The sequence below is a fragment of the Hymenobacter sp. PAMC 26628 genome, assembly GCF_001562275.1.
Taxonomy (GTDB): Bacteria; Bacteroidota; Bacteroidia; order Cytophagales; family Hymenobacteraceae; genus Hymenobacter.
The window spans coordinates 1,015,628-1,035,603 of the sequence record NZ_CP014304.1 but is presented as its reverse complement, the minus strand read 5'-3'; the positions used below and the strand labels follow the sequence as shown (position 1 = coordinate 1,035,603).

17 protein-coding genes are annotated in these 19,976 nt (G+C 62.7%); 7 read left to right on the top strand and 10 right to left on the bottom strand.

Features of this window, described 5'->3' with window-relative positions:
• Positions 1–10: 10 nt before the first annotated feature.
• Entirely contained in the window at positions 11–280 is a 270-nt protein-coding gene (locus AXW84_RS24515) for a hypothetical protein (protein WP_157886819.1), read from the bottom strand.
• Between the two features lie 286 nt (positions 281–566).
• Here AXW84_RS24515 and AXW84_RS24510 point away from each other — a divergent pair, with 286 nt between their 5' ends.
• The 4 genes from AXW84_RS24510 to mdh all read left to right on the top strand — a co-directional run bounded on the left by AXW84_RS24510 (position 567) and on the right by mdh (position 5,559).
• Positions 567–821: a hypothetical protein gene (locus AXW84_RS24510; RefSeq protein ID WP_157886818.1), complete on the top strand. Its 255-nt coding sequence runs from the start codon at positions 567–569 to the stop codon at positions 819–821.
• Between the two features lie 139 nt (positions 822–960).
• Positions 961–1,782 carry a GLPGLI family protein gene (locus AXW84_RS23040; protein WP_071891009.1) on the top strand — a complete coding sequence of 274 codons (822 nt, stop codon included), beginning with the start codon at positions 961–963 and terminating at the stop codon, positions 1,780–1,782.
• Between the two features lie 113 nt (positions 1,783–1,895).
• Positions 1,896–4,493: a hypothetical protein gene (locus AXW84_RS04850; protein WP_068229452.1), complete on the top strand. Its 2,598-nt coding sequence runs from the start codon at positions 1,896–1,898 to the stop codon at positions 4,491–4,493.
• Between the two features lie 124 nt (positions 4,494–4,617).
• Positions 4,618–5,559 (top strand): malate dehydrogenase, encoded by a 942-nt coding sequence (mdh, locus tag AXW84_RS04845; RefSeq protein ID WP_068229451.1) that lies wholly within the window; start codon positions 4,618–4,620, stop codon positions 5,557–5,559.
• An 85-nt stretch (positions 5,560–5,644) separates the two neighbouring features.
• Here mdh and AXW84_RS04840 read toward each other — a convergent pair whose 3' ends face one another.
• The 3 genes from AXW84_RS04840 to mutL form a co-directional block, all read right to left on the bottom strand.
• Positions 5,645–6,547 (bottom strand): rhomboid family intramembrane serine protease, encoded by a 903-nt coding sequence (locus tag AXW84_RS04840; RefSeq protein ID WP_068229448.1) that lies wholly within the window; start codon positions 6,545–6,547, stop codon positions 5,645–5,647.
• 72 nt (positions 6,548–6,619) lie between these two features.
• Positions 6,620–7,414, bottom strand: coding sequence for a rhomboid family intramembrane serine protease (locus AXW84_RS04835; RefSeq protein WP_068229444.1), 795 nt, complete (start codon positions 7,412–7,414; stop codon positions 6,620–6,622).
• A gap of 46 nt (positions 7,415–7,460) precedes the next feature.
• Complete coding sequence (gene mutL, locus AXW84_RS04830; RefSeq protein ID WP_068229441.1) at positions 7,461–9,506, bottom strand: DNA mismatch repair endonuclease MutL; 2,046 nt, start codon at positions 9,504–9,506, stop codon at positions 7,461–7,463.
• A gap of 299 nt (positions 9,507–9,805) precedes the next feature.
• On the opposite strand from mutL, the gene AXW84_RS04825 reads away from it, so the two are divergent.
• Positions 9,806–12,853 (top strand): glycoside hydrolase family 3 N-terminal domain-containing protein, encoded by a 3,048-nt coding sequence (locus tag AXW84_RS04825; RefSeq protein ID WP_071891006.1) that lies wholly within the window; start codon positions 9,806–9,808, stop codon positions 12,851–12,853.
• A gap of 119 nt (positions 12,854–12,972) precedes the next feature.
• Positions 12,973–14,169 (top strand): carboxypeptidase-like regulatory domain-containing protein, encoded by a 1,197-nt coding sequence (locus AXW84_RS04820; protein ID WP_082773702.1) that lies wholly within the window; start codon positions 12,973–12,975, stop codon positions 14,167–14,169.
• 99 nt (positions 14,170–14,268) lie between these two features.
• Here AXW84_RS04820 and AXW84_RS04815 read toward each other — a convergent pair whose 3' ends face one another.
• The 6 genes from AXW84_RS04815 to AXW84_RS04790 all read right to left on the bottom strand — a co-directional run bounded on the left by AXW84_RS04815 (position 14,269) and on the right by AXW84_RS04790 (position 19,041).
• Complete coding sequence (locus AXW84_RS04815; RefSeq protein WP_071891003.1) at positions 14,269–14,970, bottom strand: MIP/aquaporin family protein; 702 nt, start codon at positions 14,968–14,970, stop codon at positions 14,269–14,271.
• 4 nt (positions 14,971–14,974) lie between these two features.
• The gene (gene arsS / locus AXW84_RS04810) at positions 14,975–16,021 is read right to left on the bottom strand and encodes an arsenosugar biosynthesis radical SAM (seleno)protein ArsS (RefSeq protein WP_068238926.1); all 1,047 of its coding nucleotides are present in this window, start codon (positions 16,019–16,021) and stop codon (positions 14,975–14,977) included.
• 93 nt (positions 16,022–16,114) lie between these two features.
• Positions 16,115–16,447: an arsenosugar biosynthesis-associated peroxidase-like protein gene (locus tag AXW84_RS04805; protein ID WP_068229436.1), complete on the bottom strand. Its 333-nt coding sequence runs from the start codon at positions 16,445–16,447 to the stop codon at positions 16,115–16,117.
• 62 nt (positions 16,448–16,509) lie between these two features.
• On the bottom strand, positions 16,510–17,337 hold the full coding sequence (locus AXW84_RS04800; protein ID WP_236943247.1) for an SDR family oxidoreductase: 828 nt from the start codon (positions 17,335–17,337) through the stop codon (positions 16,510–16,512).
• Positions 17,327–18,352 carry an NAD-dependent epimerase/dehydratase family protein gene (locus tag AXW84_RS04795; protein ID WP_068229429.1) on the bottom strand — a complete coding sequence of 342 codons (1,026 nt, stop codon included), beginning with the start codon at positions 18,350–18,352 and terminating at the stop codon, positions 17,327–17,329. The genes AXW84_RS04800 and AXW84_RS04795 overlap by 11 nt, the downstream gene beginning before the upstream one ends.
• Positions 18,352–19,041, bottom strand: a complete 690-nt coding sequence (locus AXW84_RS04790; protein ID WP_068229427.1) for a TIGR04283 family arsenosugar biosynthesis glycosyltransferase — start codon at positions 19,039–19,041, stop codon at positions 18,352–18,354. The genes AXW84_RS04795 and AXW84_RS04790 overlap by 1 nt, the downstream gene beginning before the upstream one ends.
• Positions 19,042–19,147: 106 nt before the next feature.
• Here AXW84_RS04790 and AXW84_RS04785 point away from each other — a divergent pair, with 106 nt between their 5' ends.
• Complete coding sequence (locus tag AXW84_RS04785; protein WP_068238925.1) at positions 19,148–19,948, top strand: DUF547 domain-containing protein; 801 nt, start codon at positions 19,148–19,150, stop codon at positions 19,946–19,948.
• Positions 19,949–19,976: the final 28 nt, after the last annotated feature.

The window sequence follows — 19,976 nt, the reverse complement described above, 5'->3', positions numbered from 1 at the left end:
GTGTAGGCGCTTATGAACCAGTCGTTTTATTGCCTTCCCTGCCAAAGCGGCCACCAGCACTAGCGAGGCTGCACTCCGCGCCGCCGATTTCAACCGCCACTTTCTGGAGCGGATGGCCCCCACCAACAACGGCGGGGCTGGCATCGCTACCTAAAACTCCGGGGAAGCCCAGCAACGGATACGAGAACGCGCCAAAAAACAGAACAACCCGCTCAAATTGAAGTGAATGACACTGCTTTAAATTTATAGATGAACTTATCGAAAGCAGAGCAATAAACAAATAACTCTATTTACCTTCAAGCACTTACATAATTTAGTACGTATATTATGTAATTAATCTAGGAAGTTCTTTTTTTTTATCAACTTTTACCACCGGTCACGCTCCATTCATCCTTCTATCTACCAAGAAGGTACTGACTAAAAGCGGGCACCGGCAAGCTGCTCCCGGGTTAGCAACCCCATTCCATGCGACGGCCCGAACAGGTACTGCACCTGGGTTTTATCGAAAGGGCGGCCCCAATTTTCCGGGGGTGTGCGGAATTTGATACTAGAAATTCATTTTACCTATGAAAAAGATTCTTCTTTTGGCTGCTCTGATTGGCAGTACTTCGTTTGCTGGTATGGCGACAGGAACACCAGTAGCTAATAAAATAATGGCAAATAAGTCTGGAAATAAAGCCAGGATTGCACCTATTAAAACAACTGAATTAGTATGTGCATACATGAACACACCATGTAATAAAGTTGGATCGGCATGCGGTGAGACGATAGAGGAGTTCTTAGATTGCTATAGCGAACTGTGTGACGTTCTCTGTGGTTAATAAGAATAGGCTCTGCCGCGCGATAGAAGCTACAATCAAAAGCTTCTATCGCGCGGCATTTTTTATAAATTTATTCAAAGAAATGCACAATTTGTTTCATTAAACAATTGTGCATTATTTAATAATAGATCATCTGTTTATGCGGCAACTCTTTGTTTTAATTTTGAGCATACTAAGCTTGCCAAGCTATTGTCAAGTGTCTAGTCTTGTATCGGAAAATGGAAAAATTGAATGCATTTACCGCTTAGTATATCGACTTGACTCAGCAGATCAGACCAGTCGTTCTGAACTTATGAGTTTACTAATTGGAAATAATATCTCGCGTTTCCGAAGTAAAATTATGCTCTCCAATGATTCATTGTTAACAGAATCAGAAGGCAAGCCTTTTAATCAAGCGAATGTGCAAATATTTGCAGGCAAATTAAATAAATTGCCGAATACATTATTTAGATATTATATATATAAGAAATTAAGCAATAAAACAATTGATTTTTATAGTAAAATAGGTGGCAAACTATATTCGTATTCTGAACCCCAAAACATATTCGTTTGGAAAATAACTTCTGCTACTGCTACTATAGCAGGTTATAAATGCCAAAAAGCAACTACTTCATTCGCAGGACGAATTTTTGAGGCATGGTTTACCCGAGATATACCAATTTCAGATGGGCCATATAAATTTTGCGGGCTACCTGGACTAATTATTAGCGTAAGTGACACAAAGCACTATTACTCTTTTGATCTAATAAAATTAACCGAATTAAAAACAGTTGTTCCTATCGTAGTTCCTATTAAGAATGTGGTAAATACTAACAAAAAAGATTTTCGTCAAGGTGAATTAGTAAATGAAGCTGGTATGCTTGATCGGGTTGCAGCAATGGGAAATAATATAACAGATGCTGACAGACAGGCATTTAAAGAAAGAATTAAAAAACGCAATAATCCGATAGAACTGAAATAAACATTTTTTGATATTTAATTTTGCAGAATATAGCTGGATATATTCGGTTTATTGTTGGCATACTAACACTGGTTACCTCATCAATCCATGCCCAAACTACCCTCACCGGCACCGTGCGCAACCCCGCCGGCCAGCCGCTGGAAGGCATAATTGTAGAAGCCGAAACCAAAACCCAGCCGCCGGCCTCCGCCTTCGTCATTTCGGGGCCCGACGGGCGCTTCACCCTCACCCTGCCCACCGCGCCGGCCAGCGACTCGCTGCTGCTCGCGGCCCGGGCCCTGGGCTACGCCGTGCAACTGCGGCGGCTGGCGAATCGCAGCCAGCCGGTGGAGCTGAAAATGCGCGAGGAGGCCACTAAGCTCAAGGAAGTGGTGGTGCAGGGGGCCCCCATCACCCGGCAGGGCGACACGCTGAGCTACCAGGTGGGCGCGTTTGCCAACAAGCGCGACCGGGTCATTTCGGACGTGCTGAAGAAGATGCCGGGCATTGAGGTGGCCAGCGACGGGCAGATAAGCTACGAGGGGCGGCCCATCAGCAAGTTCTACATCAACGGGCAGGACCTGCTGGAAAGCCGCTACACCCTGGCCAGCGACAACCTGCCCGCCGACGCCGTGCAGCAGGTGCAGGTGCTGGAAAACCACCAGCCCGTGCGCGCCCTCGATAAACTGGTGCACCCCGACAACGCGGCGCTCAACATCAAGCTCAAAAACAAGGTGACCGCCACCGGGCAGGCCCGGCTCGGCGCGGGCCTCGTGCCGTCGCCGCCGGGGGCCCTGTGGAACGCCAACGTGTCGCCGATGCTGTTCACCAAAAAGCAGCAGCTCATCGACACCTACCAGGGCAACAACACCGGCCAGGACGTGGCCGCCGAGCTGAAGCCCCTAACCCTGGCCGACTTGCAGCAGCAGGCCGAAAGCAGCAACCAAAAGCCCGACCTGACGCACATCCGCGGCCTGGGCCAGCCGCCGGTGGCCGCCAGCCGCTACCTCTTCAACCGGGTGCACCTGCTGAGCGCCAACCACCTGGTGACGCTCAGCAAGGACAACCAGCTGCGGGTGAACGCCTCGTACCTGCACGATACGCAAACGCAGCGCGGCACCGCGCAAACCTTCTACTACCTGCCCGGCCAGCCGCCGGTGACGCTAACCGAGGAAACGCGCAACCAACTGTCCTTCAATACCCTGCAAACCGACTTGGCATTCGTCAAAAACGTCAAGGACTACTACCTGAAGAATACGCTGAGCCTGGACGGCCGCTGGGACGCGCAAACCGGCGACGTGTACCGCGCCGAGAGCCAGACGCGCATTGCGCAGACGGCGCGCAACCCGTTTTTTGCAGCCACCAACCGGCTCGGGCTGGTGCGGCCCATCAGCCGCGGGCGCATCGTGCAGGCCACCTCGCTGGTGTTTTACACCAACAGCCCGCAGCGGCTGGCGGTGCGCCCGGGGCCGTTTGCCGGGGCCCTCACCGGCGGCGCGGCCTACGACTCGGCCCGGCAGCAGGTGCGGCTGGGCTCGTTTTTCACCAGCAACTCGCTGGGCCTCACCGCTAGCCGGGGGCCCTGGGCCTACAGCGGCACGGTAGGCTTTTCGCAGGAAATCCAGCGGCTGGCCTCGGCGCTGGATACCGCGCCGGAGCCGGCCGCGCCCGGGGCCCCGCTGCGCAACGACCTGCGCTGGAACCGCGGCCGCTACTACGCCCAGCCCGCCCTGAGCTACAAAACCGACAGCTGGAACGCCAGCCTGGAGGTGCCGGTGAGCTACTACGCCTTCACGGCCGCCGACGCGCCCCTCGGGGCCGGGCAGCGCCTGCGCGTGGCCGTGGCCGAGCCCCGCCTCAGCGGCCGCCACGACCTGGGGGCCCTTTGGTACGCGGCGGCCGGGGCCGGCCTGAGCAATCGCTTCGGCGACATCTCGCAGCTCAACTACGCTTACCTTTTGCGCGACTACCGCACCTTGCAGCGCAACGACGCGCCTCTGCCGCGCAGCGTGGCCCAGAGCTACAACGCGGGGCTGTACTTCAAAAACCCGCTCAAGTCGCTGTTTTTCAACGCTAGCTACTCGCTCACCAGCACGCTCAGCAACCGCCTCTACAGCAGCCAGGTGGACGCCAGCGGGGCCCTCACCACGGTGGCTCTCGACCAGGACGCCCGCCGCCTAAGCCATACCGTGGGCAGCAGCGTGAGCAAGTTCGTCAGCCCTTGGAAAACTAACTTCAGCCTGAACGTATCGGCCAGCCTCAGCCGCCAGCCGCAAGTGCTCAATGGCACCTTGGCCCAAACCACCAACCACTCGGGCACCGCTACGTTCAAGACCAGTGTGTCGGCCTTCGACTGGGGCAGCCTGGAATACAACGCCACGCTCACGGCCCTGCGCAGCACCGTGGATGGCGGCGCCGCCCAGCCGCTGGCCGTGCTGCAAGACCACCACGCGGCGGTGAGCGTGTTTCCGGTGGGCCGCCACCAGGCGTCGCTGGCCGCCGACTACTACGCCAGCCAGGGCCCCGGGCCGGCGGTGCGCGCCATATTTGCCGACCTCACCTACCGCTACACCCTGCCCACGGCCCGCAAAATTGACCTGGAAGCGCGCTGGAGCAACATTTTCGATACCCGGCAGTACCAGTACAGCTACGTGAGCCAGTTCCTGCTGGCGCAAACCACCTACCAGCTGCGGCCGGCGCAGGTGCTGGTGTCGGCGCGGCTCTCGCTGTAGGGTCCCGGGCCGGGCCGGCGATGTCGGATTCGTCCCGGAAAAAGCCCGGATTTTCTGGCCGTGCAATCCCCCGGGGGCCCTACTTTTACGGCCTAACCCCGTTTTCTCACCCAACCCATTCCTTATGAAAGTTACCGTTGTCGGCGCCGGCAACGTCGGCGCTACTTGCGCCGACGTGCTCGCCACCCGTGAAATTGCCAACGAAGTTGTTTTGGTGGACATCAAAGAAGGCATTGCCGAAGGCAAAGCCCTGGACATCTGGCAGAAAGCGCCGATCATCGGCTACGACTCACGCACCGTGGGCGTCACCAACGACTACGCTCGCACCGCCGGCTCGGAGGTGGTGGTCATCACCTCGGGCCTGCCCCGCAAGCCCGGCATGAGCCGCGACGACCTGATTGCCACCAACGCTGGCATCGTGAAATCGGTGACCGAGCAGGTGGTGGCACACTCGCCCAACGCCATCATCATCGTCGTCAGCAACCCGCTCGACGTGATGACCTACCAGGCCCACCTCACCGCCAAGCTGCCCCGCGAAAAGGTGTTCGGCATGGCCGGCATTCTGGACACGGCCCGCTACCGCGCCTTCCTGGCCGCGGAATTGAACGTGAGCCCGAAAGACATCCAGGCCGTACTCATGGGCGGCCACGGCGACACCATGGTGCCCCTGCCCCGCTACACCACCGTGGGCGGCATCCCGGTTACGGAGCTGATATCCAAGGAGAAGCTCGACGCCATCGTGCAGCGCACCGCTGTGGGCGGCGGCGAGCTGGTGAAGCTCATGGGCACTTCGGCCTGGTACGCGCCCGGCGCGGCCGCCGCCCAAATGGTGGAGGCCATCGTGCGCGACCAGCGCCGCGTGTTCCCGGTGTGCCTGGAGCTGCAAGGCGAGTACGGCATTAACGGCGTGTACCTGGGGGCCCCGGTCATCCTGGGCAAGAACGGCGTGGAGCGCGTGATTGAGCTCCAGCTCAACGACGAGGAAAAAGCCCTGCTCGAAACCTCGCGCGGCCACGTGAAGGAAGTAATGGACGCGCTGGACAAGATGGGCCAGCCGGCGGCGTAGCTGCAGTATTGACTCATATAAAGAAGCCCTGCTAGCCAAATGCTAGCGGGGCTTCTTTGTTTTGTGGAAAACAAGCAAATCTGTCCTACTGCTGGCTGGCGCGGAAGAGCTTCTGCTTCTCGTCTTTGGATAAGCTTTCGTAGCCGGAGCGGGAGATTTTTTCCAGGATAGAATCTACCTCGTCGGGGTGAGGCTGGCCGGGGGCGGCGGCGGGGCGGGCCCCGCGGGCGGCGGTCGTTACGGGCTCGGGGCGGCGGGTAGTAACGCTCATGGTGGGCCGGCGGCTGAACAAGTTGCCCACCCAGTCGCCGATGGCCTGGATGGGGCGGCCCAGGTCGCGGCCGGCCTTGAGCTGCTTGACGAACACGAAGCCCAGCAGGGCCCCGCCGAGGTGAGTGATTTCGCCACCGGGGTTACCGCCGTTGATGCCGGCCAGCGAGATGAGCACCACGGCCACCGCTATCCACTTGATTTTGACCGGCCCCAGCAGAATCAGCATGAACGTGAAGTCGGGCAGCAGCGTGGCCGCCGCCACGATGATGGCCGTGACCGAAGCCGAGGCGCCCACCACCGAAGCGCCCAGCCCCGGCTGGAACGCGGGCAAAAAATTGTAGCTCAGCAGGAACACCAGCCCCCCCGCCAGGGCCCCCAGCACGTAGAGGCTCACCAGCCGGCGGTTGCCCAGGTATTCGCGGATGAGCTGCCCGAACCAGTAGAGGTTCAGCAGGTTGAACAAGATGTGGAAGAAGCCCTCGTGGGTGAAGGCGTAGGTGAGCACCGTCCAGGGGTGGCGGGCCAGCACGGGCAGCGACGAGGACAGCGCAAACTGCCGCAGCACGGGCTCGTAGTAGTTGCCCACGCCGCCGATGGTGAGGCCGGCGTGCAGGACGATGAGGGCCGCGAACACCAGCACGTTCAGCAGTAGCAGCTGGTTCAGGGCATTGTCGCGCCGGTCGAAGGCGGTGCGGATATCTTGAAAAACGCTCATAAAATCGCAGATTTTATCAATTAGGCAACGTGCCCGGTCCGGGAAGGCCCGGCGCCGGGCAGGTGGTTAAAGTTAGTAAAACCGCTCGCGGCTGCGTTCCCAGTAATGTACCACCAAAAAGCCGATGAGCAGGCCCCCAAGGTGGGCGTAGTGAGCTACGTTGTCGCCGGGGGTGCGGTGCACGCCGTTGTAGAGCTCGTACACCGCGTAGAGGAACACGAAGTACTTAGCTTTGATGGGAAACGGAAAAAAGAGCAACATCAGTTCGGTGTTCGGGAACAAGTAGGCAAACGCGAACAGCACCCCGAACAGGGCCCCCGAGGCCCCGAGCATGGGCGAGGCCAGCACGGTTTGGTAGAGCTTCTGGGTTTCCTGCGCCACGGTCGCGCGTAGCGTGGGGTCGTTGGGGCTGCGCACCAAAGCGTCGGCCAGGGCCATTTCGTCGGCCGCGTAGGGGCCGCTGCCGCGGGCGGTGCGCACGAGTTCAGCAAAGTCGCCGCCGGTGGGGTTTTGGATGAGGTCGCGCCGCAGTTCCGTCAGGGGCCGCAACTCGTAGGCGCGCACGCCCTCGTAGAGCAAGCCGGAGCCAAAGCCGCAAATCAGCCAGAAAAACAGGAACCGCGGCCCGCCCCAGCGCTGCTCCAGCAGGGGCCCGAAGGAGATGAGGCCGAACATGTTGCCAATCAAGTGGCCCCAGCCGGCGTGCAAAAACATGTACGTGAGGAACTGCCAGGGCTGGAAGAAGAACGAGCCCACCGGAAACAGGGCCCCGTACTGAATAATTTGCGGCAGCAGGTTGGTGCTAATAACGAGCAACAAGACATTCGCAATGAGCAGGTTGCGAACGGTGGGCGTGAGGTTGAACATGAACGTAAAAATAGCGCTTGGGCGGGGCCGGGCGCGGGCGGGGTTTTTAGGAGCGAAAAAAAGCGGCCAACTGGGCGGCGTCGAGCAGCACCAGGGTTTTGCGGCCGTCGGGGGTGTAGCCGGGCACCTGGCAGGCAAACAGGCGGTCGGCCAGGGCGTTAAGCTCGGCGTCGGGCAGGCGGGCGGCGGCGGTGCTGCTGGCCACGCGCCGGGCCAGGGCCCGCGCCAGGGCCTCGTGGCGGTCGAGGCGCAGGGGCCCAGCGGCGGTGCGAAACTGCTCGATCAGGCTTTCGAGCAGTTCCTTTTCGCCCTGGGCGGGCATGCCGGCGGGCACGGCCTCCACGGCAATGGTGTGGGGCCCAAACTCGACGAAGCGGAAGCCCAGCGTGTGCAGCGGCTCGGTGAGCTCCAGCAGTACCGCAAAATCGGCCGGCGAAAAGCTCACCGTGCGCGGAAACAGCAGCGTCTGCGACGCGCCATCGGCGCGCTCCAGGCCCTGCGCGTACTGCTCGTACAGAATCCGCTCGCGGGCCGCTTCCTGGTCAATCAGCAGCACGCCCGACTTCACCGGCACCAGCACGTAGCGCTGCTGCACCTGCACGGCGCGGTGGCCGGGGCCCCCACCCTCGCGCGCCGGCAGCGGCCGGGCGCCGGGCGCCGGGGCCCCCAAGCCCGCGTCTTCCTCAGGAAAAGCTAACGGCAGGGCCCCCGGGGCCCCTTCGGGCGCCGCCGGCACCGCAGCCGCGGCATGCTCCTCCGCGGGCAAGTCGTCGGCCGTGCGCACGGGCTGGCCCAGCTCGCGGTAGAAGGCTTCAAGGTCGCGACGGGCCTGCTCCGTGGGGCGCGACGGAGCTTGGCGGGCAAAGCCGTCGGTGCGGGTGTCGGGGGCGAAATTGGCGAAACCAGCCGCCGTGGGCCGGGCGGTGGGGGCCCCGGCCAGCCGGGGCCCCACCTCAAAGTCGTCGCGGTTAGAGGGCGTCGCGGCGGGCAGGTTGTCCTCGGGGCGTAGCCAGCGCGAAGCGCCGGCGGCCGGCTTACCAGCCCGCAGCGGCCGGATGGGCGCAAAGTTCACGTCGCCGTCGAAGTCTAGCGAGGGCGCGATGTTGTGCAGGCCCAGGCTCTGCTTCACGGCCGAGCGCACCACGGCGTACACCGTTTTCTCGTCCTCGAACTTGATTTCCGTCTTGGTCGGGTGCACGTTGATGTCGATGGCCTTGGGGTCCAGCTCCAGAAACAGCACGTAGAACGGGTGCGCGTCGCGCGGGAGCAGGCCCTCGTAGGCCGCCAGCACGGCGTGGTTGAGGTAGGCCGAGCGGATGAAGCGGTTGTTGACGAAGAAAAACTGGTCGCCCCGGCTCTTCTTGGCCGACTCGGGCTTGCCCACGTAGCCGCGCACGGCGATGAAGGGCGTCACCTCCTCGCAGTTGGCCAGCTGCTCCTTATAGCCGTTGCCCAGCAGCTGCACAATGCGCTGGCTGAGCTTGCCGGCCGGCAACCCAAACACCTCCAAGTCGTTCTGAAACAGCGAGAAGCCCACCTGCGGGTTGGCCAGGGCCACGTGTTGGAACTCGTCGAGCACGTGACGCATCTCCACGGCGTTGCTCTTGAGGAAGTTGCGGCGGGCGGGCACGTTGAAAAACAGGTTTTTCACGGCGATGCTCGTGCCGTCGGGGCAGGCCGTGGGCTGCTGGCTGGTCACCTGCGAGCCCTCCACGAGCAGCAGCGAGCCGGTTTCCTGCGCGGGCTGCTTGGTGCGGATTTCGACCTGGGCCACGGCCGCGATGCTGGCCAAGGCCTCGCCCCGGAAGCCCAGCGTGCGGATGCGGAACAGGTCTTCGGTGCTGCGGATTTTGCTGGTGGCGTGGCGCTCCAGGCTCATGCGGGCGTCGGTGGGGCTCATGCCCGTGCCGTTGTCCACCACTTGCACCAGCTGCTTGCCGGCCTCTTTCACAATGAGTTGCACCTGGGTAGCGCCGGCATCCACGGCGTTTTCCAGCAGCTCCTTCACCACCGAGGCGGGGCGCTGCACCACTTCGCCGGCCGCAATCTGGTTGGCGAGGTACTCGGGAAGCAAGCGAATGATGTCGGGCATGAGACAGGGCCAGCCAAGGCCAGCGGGTAAACAAAGAAGCGGGCAAATTAGCCGGTGGACCGCGGTAAAAAGCCGGTGGGTGGCGCAAAGCAACGCGGCGGTGGGTTAGACTGAATCCGCCCCCCCCATAGTTTCTGCGTACCTTCGCGATTAAACGGCGGCGCGCTAATGGTCCAGTGCGGAGCGATTTTTGCCCCGTTTGGGCTGGGCGGGCGGTGGGTTTGGAACGGCCAAACCCCATCCGTCGGTTCCGTAGCTTTCCACGACAAAAGTACGGCCCCCGGGGCCCGGTTCATCCTTTGAAGCTTTCCCTCCGCCCTCCTGGCTCGCTGCGCACCACGGTTTGGCCGGCCCTCGCGGCGCTGCTGCTGGCGGCGGGCACGCTGCTTTCGTTCGCCAGCCTGCGGAAGCTGCCCGCCGACCCGCTGCCCAGCTCCCCGCTCGAAATGGCGTGGGTCGACAGTGTGTTCAACTCCCTTACGCCCGACCAGCGCCTGGGCCAGTTCTTCATGGTGGCCGCCTACTCGAACCGTGAGAAGGCCCACGCCGACCGCATCGAGCGGCTGGTGCGCAACCAGGGCGTGGGCGGGGTGATGTTCCTGCAAGGGGGCCCCAAGCGCCAGGCCTTGCTCACCAACCGCCTGCAGGCCGCCGCCAAGGTGCCGCTGCTCATCGCCACCGACGCCGAGTGGGGCCTCGACATGCGCCTCGATTCGTCGGCTCACTTTGCGAAGGAAATGACGCTGGGAGCCCTCGACGACCCGCAGTACGTGTACCAGATGGGCCAGGCCATTGCCCGCAAGCTGCGCGCGCTGGGCGTGCACATCAGCTTCGCACCGGTGCTCGACGTGAACTCGAACCCCAACAACCCCGTGATTGGCAACCGCGCCTTTGGTGAGAACCAGGACCGGGTAGCGGCGCTGGGCCTCCAGTACATCAAGGGGTTGCAGGACAACCGGGTGATGGCCGTGGCCAAGCACTTCCCCGGGCACGGCGACACCGACACCGACTCGCACGTGGCCCTGCCGGTCGTCAACACCGACATGGCCCGCCTCGCGAAGGTTGATCTGGTGCCCTTCCAGCAGGCGTTCGACGCCGGGGTGATGGGCACGATGGTGGCCCACCTCTACATCCCGCTCTTCGATACGACCAACGCCAAAACCACTACCCTCTCGCACGCCCTCGTCACGGACTTGCTCAAGGACAAGATGGGCTTTAAGGGCCTGGTGTTCACCGATGCGCTGAACATGCGCAGCGTGAGCAAGCTCTACAAAGACGGCGAGCTGGATGCCATGGCCCTGGCCGCGGGCAACGACGTGCTGCTGTTTTCAGAAGACGTGCCGGTGGCCCTTATTCGCATCAAGGAGGCCGTGGCGGCAGGCAAACTGCAGCAGGTCGACCTGGACCTGCGGGTGAAGAAAATTCTGCGTGCTAAGTATTGGGCCGGACTGAACAAGTACCGCCCCGTGAACCTGGCTGTGCTACGCGACAGCCTCAACCAGCCCAGCACGCGGGTGTTGGCCCAGCGTATTTTTGAGCACGCCACCACAGTGGTGAAGAATGACGACCAGCTCCTGCCCTTCCAGCGGCTCGACACGCTACGGGTTGCGGCCATCACCATCGGCACGCCGGCCGAGGGGCCCTACGCCACCATCTTTAACAAGTACCAGCCCGGCCCGGTATACGCCGTGGCCGACCGCTACGCGCCCGACTCCACGTTTGCCCGCCTGCTGGCCCGCCTCCAGCCCTACAACGTGGTGGTGGTGAGCCTGCACCAGATGAACAACACGCCCAGCCACAGCTACGGCCTGGGCGACGGGGCCCTAAAGTTTCTCAAGCAGCTAGAGGCCACCAAGGGCATCAAAACGGTGGTGGTGGCCATGGGCAACGCCTACGGCCTCAAGTACTTGGAGGGGGCCCGCACGCTCGTCTGCGCTTATGAGGACCACTACGCGGCCCAGCTGGTGGTGCCGCAGGTGCTGTTCGGAGCCCTGCCAGCGCGGGGCAAGCTGCCGGTCACCGTGTCGCCCACCCTGCCGGTAGGCACCGGCCTGGCCACGCCCGACTTGCACCGCTTGCGCTACGCCGCCCCCGAAAGCGAGGGCCTCGACTCGCGTGTGCTGGCCAGCATCGACAACATCGCCCTCGAAAGCCAGACCTACGCCGCCTCCCCCGGCTGCCAGGTGCTGGTGGCCAAAAACGGCACGGTGGTGTTTGACCAAAGCTACGGCTACTGCACCTACGACCAGTCGCAGCCCGTAACCAGCAGCACGTTGTACGACCTAGCTTCCGTTACGAAGGTGGCCGGCACGTTGCAGGCCATCATGTACCTTAAAGACCAGGGCCGCCTGAACCTGGACGAGAAAGTGGCCACCTACCTGCCCGAAATGCAGCGCACTAACAAGCGCGAGATGACCGTGCGCGACGTGCTGCTGCACCAAGCCGGTCTCAAGCCGGGCATCCCCACCTGGGAGCGCACCGTGCGCGACGGCAAGCTGAAGCCTACCTTTTACTCTGGCCAGAAATCGGGCGATTTTCCCAACGAAGTGGCCCCTGGCGAGTACAGCGTGAAGGCCGCCGACGACTCGGTGTGGACCTGGACGCTGCGCTCATCGCTGCTGCCCAAGGTGCACGGCAAGTACCCGGTGGAGTATTCTGACCTCAGCTTTCTTATCATGAAGCGGCTGAGCGAGAAGCTGCTGAAACAACCCATTGAGGAGTTTTTGCAGATCAATTTCTACCGGCCCCTGGGCCTGGGCAGCTTAACCTACAACCCGCTCGCGCACTTCCCCAAAAGCTGCATTGCGCCCACCGAAAACGACACGTACTACCGCCACGAGCAGCTGCAAGGCACCGTACACGACCAGATGGCGGCCCTGGTGGGCGGTGTGGGGGGGCACGCTGGCCTTTTCGCCACCGCCAACGACCTGGCCGTGCTGATGCAGATGGACTTGCAAAACGGCAACTACGGCGGCACCCGCTACTTCCAGTCGCCGGTGGTGTCGGAATTTGCCCGGCCCCAGGTGGCGGGCAACAAGCGCGGCCTGGGCTGGGACCACGGCGACCCCAGCAAGCCCCAGGGCCCCACCAGCAGCCTGGCCCCGGCCAGCACCTTCGGCCACACCGGCTTCACTGGCACCTGCGTGTGGATGGACCCCGACAACCAAATCCTCTACATCTTCCTCTCGAACCGCGTGTACCCCGACGCGGGTAATAACAAGCTGCGCCAGTACAACATCCGCACCCGCATCCACGAGGTGATTTACAAGGCCCTGGCGGCGGGCCAGCTAGCCGCGAAGCCCAGCAAGGGGCTCGGCTCATCCAGTAGCGCCGCCGGCAGCCAGTAAGCTTCGATCAACTTGGTTTGCAGCGTTTAAGCTGAATTGCCAGCAAGTAATTTAGGGCCCCGTAGCACAGGCTTCGCAAGGAACGGTTGTCCGGCAGGCCACGGCCACCACACGTCGTCATGCGCGCCTTATTATTCGTTCTGACGTTATTGGCGGGGCCGGCAGCGGCCCAGGTAACCATTCGCGGCATCGTACGCGACTCCTTGACGGGCAAGCCGTTGCCTTTTGCCAGCGTTTTCCTGCTGAACACCACTTACGGCGCCACGGCGGACCAGCAAGGGGCCTACGTGCTGCCAGGTATCCGGCGCGGGCGCTACGATGTGTCAGCCAGCTACTTGGGCTACCGGCTGCGGCAACGGCCGGTATTGGTGGCCGCCGAAACCAATCTGACCTTGAATTTTGGGCTACTGCCCGCCCCGGCGCCGTTGGGCGAAGTGGTGGTGCGCCCTGCCAACCGGCTGGCCGACTACCAGTTGTTTTTGAAGTTATTCCTGGGCACTTCTTCATTCGCGCGGCTGTGCCAAGTGCGCGACCCGGCCGACATCAGCGTCGTTTTCGACCCGGGCCGGCGGCGCCTGACGGCCCGCGCCACCCGCGCCGTGCAGGTCGACAATGGGGCCCTGGGGTACCGACTCACTTGCTACGACCTGGATTTTCGGGCCGACATCACCGACGAAACAGTGACGATTCTCACCGTCAGCCGGGTTGCTTTTCAGCCCTTGCCGCCCCTCAACGCCGGTGAGCAGCGCCGCTGGGAAGCCAATCGGCAAAAGGCGTACCGGGGCTCTTACCTGCATTTTTTACGCAGTGCCTACGCCGGCCGGCTCGCCGAGGAAGGCTTCCTGCTGCAACGGCTGAGCCGCCGTCCCAACCGCCGCCGCGCGGCCGCCGACAGCCTGGTGCGGCGGTGGCAAGCCGCCGGCCGGAACCACGGCAGCCTGCCCGATTCGGTGTGGCGCCTCTTGACGCAACCCAAAGAATTCACGCTCGTGTATGAGGATCGGCTGCCGCTGGACAGCGTGCGCACCGCCGCCGCGGGGCGGGTGTGGCTGCGCTTCCGCGACCTGCTGGCCGTGACGTACGAAAATGCCCGGCCCGATCCTGGCTTCCACGCCCCTGGCGCCATCACCGGCCACCCGCTGCCGGGCCGCCAGGAATCAATCCTGCAACTGCGCCCCCCGCCCGCCGCCGAACTGGCCCCCAACGCCGTGCCCGTGGCCCCCTTGTCGTTAGTGACCGAAGGCTACTGGAGCTTTGAAAAGATGGCGGAGCTCTTACCCCTGGATTATTTCCCACCGGAATCGCCCGGCCATTAATTGCGCAAGCTTGGCGGCCGCCACCGGGGGCCCTCTTGCATTGTAATACGCAGTACTTGCCCAGCCTTGATGCGCTTACTGTTTGACTTATCCGGGCTTTTAGGGCAACCTAACTTCCTCCGGGAGCGCCTGAAGCTTTTTGCTGCTCAGTTCTAGCAGTCTGTCGACCAGCACGGCCAGCAGTGCGCCGGCCACCGGGGCTACTACGTAGAGCCAGGCATCGGCCAGGTGGCCGCTCACGAAGGCAGGGGCCAGCGAGCGGGCCGGGTTCATGCTGGCGCCGCACAGGGGCCCCGCCACCAAAGCTTCGAGCCCCACCGTAGCGCTGATGGTGAGCCCCGCCAGCAGCCCCTGCTCGTAGAAGCTGGACGACACCCGCAGAATCACCAGCATCAGCCAGAAGGTGAGCATTACTTCCAGCCCGAAAGCCTGGCCAGGGCCGTGCGCTGGCAGCGTGGCGCCCAGCGTGGAGCCGCTGGTGGCCACCAGCTTAACCAAGCCGCTCCCCACGAACGCGCCCACCAATTGGGCCCCCACGTAGGGCAGCACGCGCTGGCCCGGAAAGCGCCCCGCCGCCCAAAAGGCGATGGTCACGGCCGGGTTCACGTGGGCGCCGCTCACGTGGCCCAGGCCCTGGATGAGCACCAGCACCACCAGCCCGAAGGCCGCCGCCACGCCGCCGTGGCCCAGCGCGTGCGTCTGCTCGTCAACCACGGCCGCGCCGGTGCCGAAAATCAGCAAAATGGCCGTGCCCAGCGCCTCAGCAAATAGGCAATGGCGCAGCATCGTTCGCACTACCATGCGCTTACGCTACCGTGCCGCCGCAGCTGGAGCCCGCGCCGGCTGTACAACCGTAGCAGTGCTGGTTGAGCACGATGGGGCGCTGGGCCAAGGCCGCGGCGTCGAAGTCGCGGATGTGCTGGCTGGTGCTGGCCACGTGCAGGTCGAGCATCTGGTTGAAATCGCAGTCGTAGAGGCCGCCGTCCCAGCCCACCGAAATGGTGTCGCGGCACATCACGCCGGCCGCCGCCGTGGGGTTAAAGGCCGTCACCAGCTTCTCCATGTAGCCTGCGTAGTTGCCCGACTCCACGAGGTAGTCCAGGAAGCGGCTCACCGGCAGGTTGGTGATGGCAAACAGGTCGTTGAACACGATGCCGTGGTCCTTCGCCAGCGCCTGCTTGAACTGCCGCTGCAAGGCCGCCTGGGGCCCCGGCATGAACGCGCCGGCTGGGTTGTACACCAAGTTCAGCACCAAGCCGCTGCCCGGCTGGCCGTAGCCCACGGCGTTCAGCATTTTGAGGGCTTTGATGGAGTCGTCGAAGACACCGTCGCCGCGCTGGCGGTCGGTTTTGTCGGCCGAATAGAAGGGTAGCGAGCTGACCACCTCCACACCGTGCTGCTTGAAAAACTCGGGCAGGTCGTGGTACTTCTTATTGGCCACGATGATGGTCAGGTTGCAGCGCACCAGCACTTTACGGCCCAACTTGCTGATTTCTTCCACAAACCACCGGAAGTCGGGATTCATCTCCGGGGCCCCACCGGTGAGGTCCACAGTCGGAATAGCGGTTTGGGCCAGCGCGTCGAGGCAGAGCTGCATCGTGGTGCGGGTCATAATTTCCTTGCGGTCGGGGCCGGCATCCACGTGGCAGTGCTTGCAAACCTGGTTGCACATCTTGCCCACGTTGATTTGCAGCACCGCCGGGGCCACCGGCGTAAGCGGAAACAGGCCCGCCTCCCGCATCTTCTGGTGGAAGGGCGGCAGGTGCAGCACGTCCACCACTTCCTGGCGCAGCACGGTGAGCTGAAAAGCCGAATCGGCCAACTGGTTGCCGGTGGCTTTGAGGGATTTTATCATGGAAAAGAAGTAGCGTGGACTCTACGAGTCCGCGCGTAAGAGCGTTGGGTAACAGCGCAACGCGCAGACTCGCAGAGTCCGCGCTAGGATTTACATGGATAACTCTTTGACTTTGTTCATCATCTGCACGCCGTGCACCAGGGTAGCGCCGCCGCGGATGGCGGCGGCCACGTGCACGGCCTCCATCATTTCGGGCTCGGTGCAGCCCTTTTCGAGGGTGTCGGCCGAGTAAGCGTCGATGCAGTAGGGGCACTGCACGGCGTGGGCCACGGCCAGGGCGATGAGCGATTTTTCGCGGGCCGTGAGGGCCCCTTCGGCGAACACGGCGCCGTAGTAGGCGAAGAATTTATCGGCAAATTCTTTCTGAAACTCGCCAATGTTGCCAAATTTCTTGAGGTCGGCGGGGTTGTAGTAGGTTTCCATGCGGGGGTTGTAAGAAAATACGAGAAAGGGAGAGGTAGCAGATTGCGCCAAGCAAGGCGGGGTTATTCGTAGAAGTTCCGCAGGCGACGCTGGCTGGTGCGCACCACCCAGTCGCCGAGGCGCGGCAGCAGCGTGTGCACCACCAAAATGAGCCGGCCCAGCGCCGAAATAACCGTGCGCCGCCGCCGCCGCCGCACGTGCCGCAAGATAATGGCCGCCACCTCGGCCTGCGTTTTTTGCCAGCGCGGCGGGCGGTGCGCAATGGGCACGGGCTGGCCCGCCGCGTCGAGCACGCGCTTGTCGGCGTCGTTCTGGGTGAAGCCGATGTGCACCACCCCGAAGTGCACGCCGGTATCGGCCAGCTCCAGGCGCAGGGTGTGGGCGAGGTTGGCCAGGGCCGCCTTGCCGGCGCAGTAGGCCGAGCCGCTGGGCATCCCGTTCAGCGCCGAAATGGAAGAGATGAACGTAACGCTACCCTGGGCCCGAATGAGGTGGGGCAGGGCTGCCTTGAGCGGATACACTGAGCCGTACACGTTGCTGTCGAGCACCTGCCGAAATACCTCGGGCGTGAGGTCGCGGAAGTAGGCGCGCATCGAAATACTGGCGTTGGTGACCAGAATGTCGAGCCGGCCGAACGCATCTATCGCTGTGGCAATGAGGCGCTCGGCAGCGGCGTAGTCGGTTACGTCGGCCACGCAGGCGGCCACCTGGTAGCCCTCGGCGGCGAGGGCCTGGCGGGTGGCTTCGAGGCGCGCGGCCTGGCGGCCGTTGAGCACCACGGCCGCGCCCTGCTGGCAAAAGGCGCGGGCCGTTTCGCGCCCGATGCCCGACTCAGAGCCGGTGATAAGGGCCACCTGGCCCGCCAGTGGGCTAGCCTTTTTATCGGACATAGCCGTGGGTTTTAAACCAGGCAAAGGCATCGGCCACGGCTTGGGAAACGGGGGTTTGGGGCAGGGCCAATTCAGCGCGGGCTTTTTGCGGGGTAAAGTAATGGCCGTCGTTGGCCACGGCCGTCATACCCGAATTTACCTGACTGGGGCGGCCGGTGAGGCGGGCTTTAAGGTCGCATACTACGCCGTAGAAATTGGCCAGCGGCGGCGGCACTGGCCAGCGCGGGGGCCCTACCCCCATGGTTCTGGCCATCAAAGCGAAGGCTTCGCGGTAGCTTAGGTTCTCATGGCCCAGAATGTAGGACTCACCCACGCGGCCCAGGGTCAGGGCGTTGACGGTGGCCACGGCCACGTCGTGCACGTGCACGTAGTTTTTGCCGCCCAGCGGGTAGCCGGGCAGGCGGCCGCCCAGCAGCTCCAGCAGCAGTGCGCCCGAGGTGGGCCGGGCATCGCCGGTGCCCAGCATAAAGGTGGGGTGCACCAGCACGGCGGGTAGCTGCTCGCGGGCCACGGCGCGCAGCACCAGGTCGGCGGCGGCGCGCTTGCTGTCCATGTAATCAAGCCCGTAGCGGCGGCCGGCGTAGGGCCGGGTTTCGTCGCCGGGGCGCTGTTTCGGGCCGAAGCCAAAGACGTTGGCAGTCCCCACGTACACCAGGCGCTCCACCCCCGCTTTTCGCGCCAGGCGCAGCACTTGCTCGGTACCATCCAAGTTAGCGGCCCACACCGCCCGGCTGCGGGCGGGGTTCACCTGGGCCAGCGCGGCGGCGTGGATTAGGGCCCCGCAGCCGCCGATGGTGTCAGCCATTTCGGCTTTGCGGGCGGCTTGCGTGAGGTCAACCTCGCACACTTCAATGGGCAATGATTGCAAGGGCGGTAGGGCCCCCGCCGCCGCGCCGCCCGGCCGCACCAGGGCCCGAACGGGGTAGCCCCGATGCAGCAGCTCGGCTACGAGGTGGCGGCCCAAAAAGCCGTTGGCGCCGGTTACGAGCACGCGGGGAAGCGGAAGCAGCGGCATCAGCGGTAGTTGAGCAGGGCCTTGTAGGTGCGGGCAATGCGCGGCGGCGGGACCTTGAGGAAGAACAGCGAAAAGGCCGTCAAATTGGCCAGCTGCACGCGCAGCCAGCCGTTGGTTTCGTACTTGCGGGCCGAAACCACGACGTCCTGTGGCACGATGAAAAACGAGGCAGCTTTGCGAATGCGCTGGATTATTTCAAAATCCTCCATTATCACAAACCGCTCGTTGAAGCCACCCAACTGCTCAAACAGCGCCCGCGTGACAAACAGCGTTTGGTCGCCCCCGCGGCTCATAATTCCCTCGAAGCGAGTGCCGTAGCTATTAATGCGCAGCAGCGGGTGCGGCGAGTCGAACCGGAAGCGGTAGCAGCCCGCCGCGTGCCCCTGCGCCACGGCCGCCGCAATAGTGGCCGCAAAGTCGGGGTGAATGCCTACGTCGGCGTGCACGAAATAGAAGATATCGCCGTGGGCATGGCGGGCGCCGTGGTTCATTTGGGCGGCGCGGCCGGGCCGGGCCGATTGCAGCACCGTAGCTCCGGCCTGGCGGGCAGCGGCGGCGGTACCGTCGGGACTGGCAGCGTCCACCACCAAGATTTCGACCGCGTCGGCGGGAGCGTGGCGGCGCAGTTCGGCCACCAGGCGGCCGATGTTGGCGGCTTCGTTGTAGGTGGGGATGATGATGCTGAGCATAAAGGGAGAAGCTACCAGACTGTACGGACCCGCGGGGGCGGCTAGATTTCCAGCGGCAATCTTTAGGGGCCGGGTTTGCCGTATATCACGCTCGATGAACAAACTTATGAAGACCTCGACCATTGCGGCGCTGGCGCTGGCCGCCAGCACGCTCACTGCCGTGGCCGTGGTAGTGCCCGGTTTCAACCCCGTGCCTACCCCCACCTACGCCACGCCCGCCGCCGGGCCCCTGGTGGACCACAGCGCCTACGACCGGCTGCTCAAGAAGCACGTCAACGCCCAGGGGCTGGTCAACTACCTGGGATTCAAGGCCGACGAGGCTGCTTTCAACCAGTATTTGGCGCTACTGAGCAAGAACCCGCCCGCCGCCAACTGGTCCAAAAACGACCAGATGGCCTACTGGATAAACGCGTACAACGCCTATACCATCCGCCTCATCCTCGACCACTACCCGCTGACGAGCATCAAGGACATTGGGTCGAAAATTAAAATTCCGTTCGTGACTACGCCCTGGGCGGCCAAGTTTTTCAGCATCGGGGGCGAAAAAATGAGCCTCGACAACATCGAGCACGGCATCCTGCGCAAAAAATTTGACGACCCGCGCATCCACTTTACGCTGGTGTGCGCCTCCATCTCGTGCCCGCGCCTGCGCAACGAAGCCTACACGGCCGCCGCCCTCGAAAAACAGCTCGACGACCAGGGCCGCGACTTCCTAAATAACCCGGCCAAGAACAAAATCAGCAAATCAGACGCCCAGCTCTCTAAATATTTCGACTGGTACAAAGGCGATTGGGAGAAAAACGGCCAGTCGGTGGTGAAATGGGTGAACCGCTACTCATCTGCCAAAATTGATGGCAGCACCAAGATTTCTTACCTGGACTACAACTGGAATCTAAACAAGCAGTAGGCTTGTTCAAACGCCTTTTGCGCGGGGC

Coding starts and splice junctions, on each gene's coding strand:
- AXW84_RS24510 (WP_157886818.1), top strand. CDS start 567: ATGAAAAAGATTCTTCTTTTGGCTGCTCTGATTGGCAGTACTTCGTTT.
- AXW84_RS23040 (WP_071891009.1), top strand. CDS start 961: ATGCGGCAACTCTTTGTTTTAATTTTGAGCATACTAAGCTTGCCAAGC.
- mdh (WP_068229451.1), top strand. CDS start 4,618: ATGAAAGTTACCGTTGTCGGCGCCGGCAACGTCGGCGCTACTTGCGCC.
- AXW84_RS04840 (WP_068229448.1), bottom strand. CDS start 6,547: ATGAGCGTTTTTCAAGATATCCGCACCGCCTTCGACCGGCGCGACAAT.
- AXW84_RS04835 (WP_068229444.1), bottom strand. CDS start 7,414: ATGTTCAACCTCACGCCCACCGTTCGCAACCTGCTCATTGCGAATGTC.
- mutL (WP_068229441.1), bottom strand. CDS start 9,506: ATGCCCGACATCATTCGCTTGCTTCCCGAGTACCTCGCCAACCAGATT.
- AXW84_RS04820 (WP_082773702.1), top strand. CDS start 12,973: ATGCGCGCCTTATTATTCGTTCTGACGTTATTGGCGGGGCCGGCAGCG.
- AXW84_RS04815 (WP_071891003.1), bottom strand. CDS start 14,970: ATGGTAGTGCGAACGATGCTGCGCCATTGCCTATTTGCTGAGGCGCTG.
- AXW84_RS04805 (WP_068229436.1), bottom strand. CDS start 16,447: ATGGAAACCTACTACAACCCCGCCGACCTCAAGAAATTTGGCAACATT.
- AXW84_RS04800 (WP_236943247.1), bottom strand. CDS start 17,337: ATGTCCGATAAAAAGGCTAGCCCACTGGCGGGCCAGGTGGCCCTTATC.
- AXW84_RS04795 (WP_068229429.1), bottom strand. CDS start 18,352: ATGCCGCTGCTTCCGCTTCCCCGCGTGCTCGTAACCGGCGCCAACGGC.
- AXW84_RS04790 (WP_068229427.1), bottom strand. CDS start 19,041: ATGCTCAGCATCATCATCCCCACCTACAACGAAGCCGCCAACATCGGC.
- AXW84_RS04785 (WP_068238925.1), top strand. CDS start 19,148: ATGAAGACCTCGACCATTGCGGCGCTGGCGCTGGCCGCCAGCACGCTC.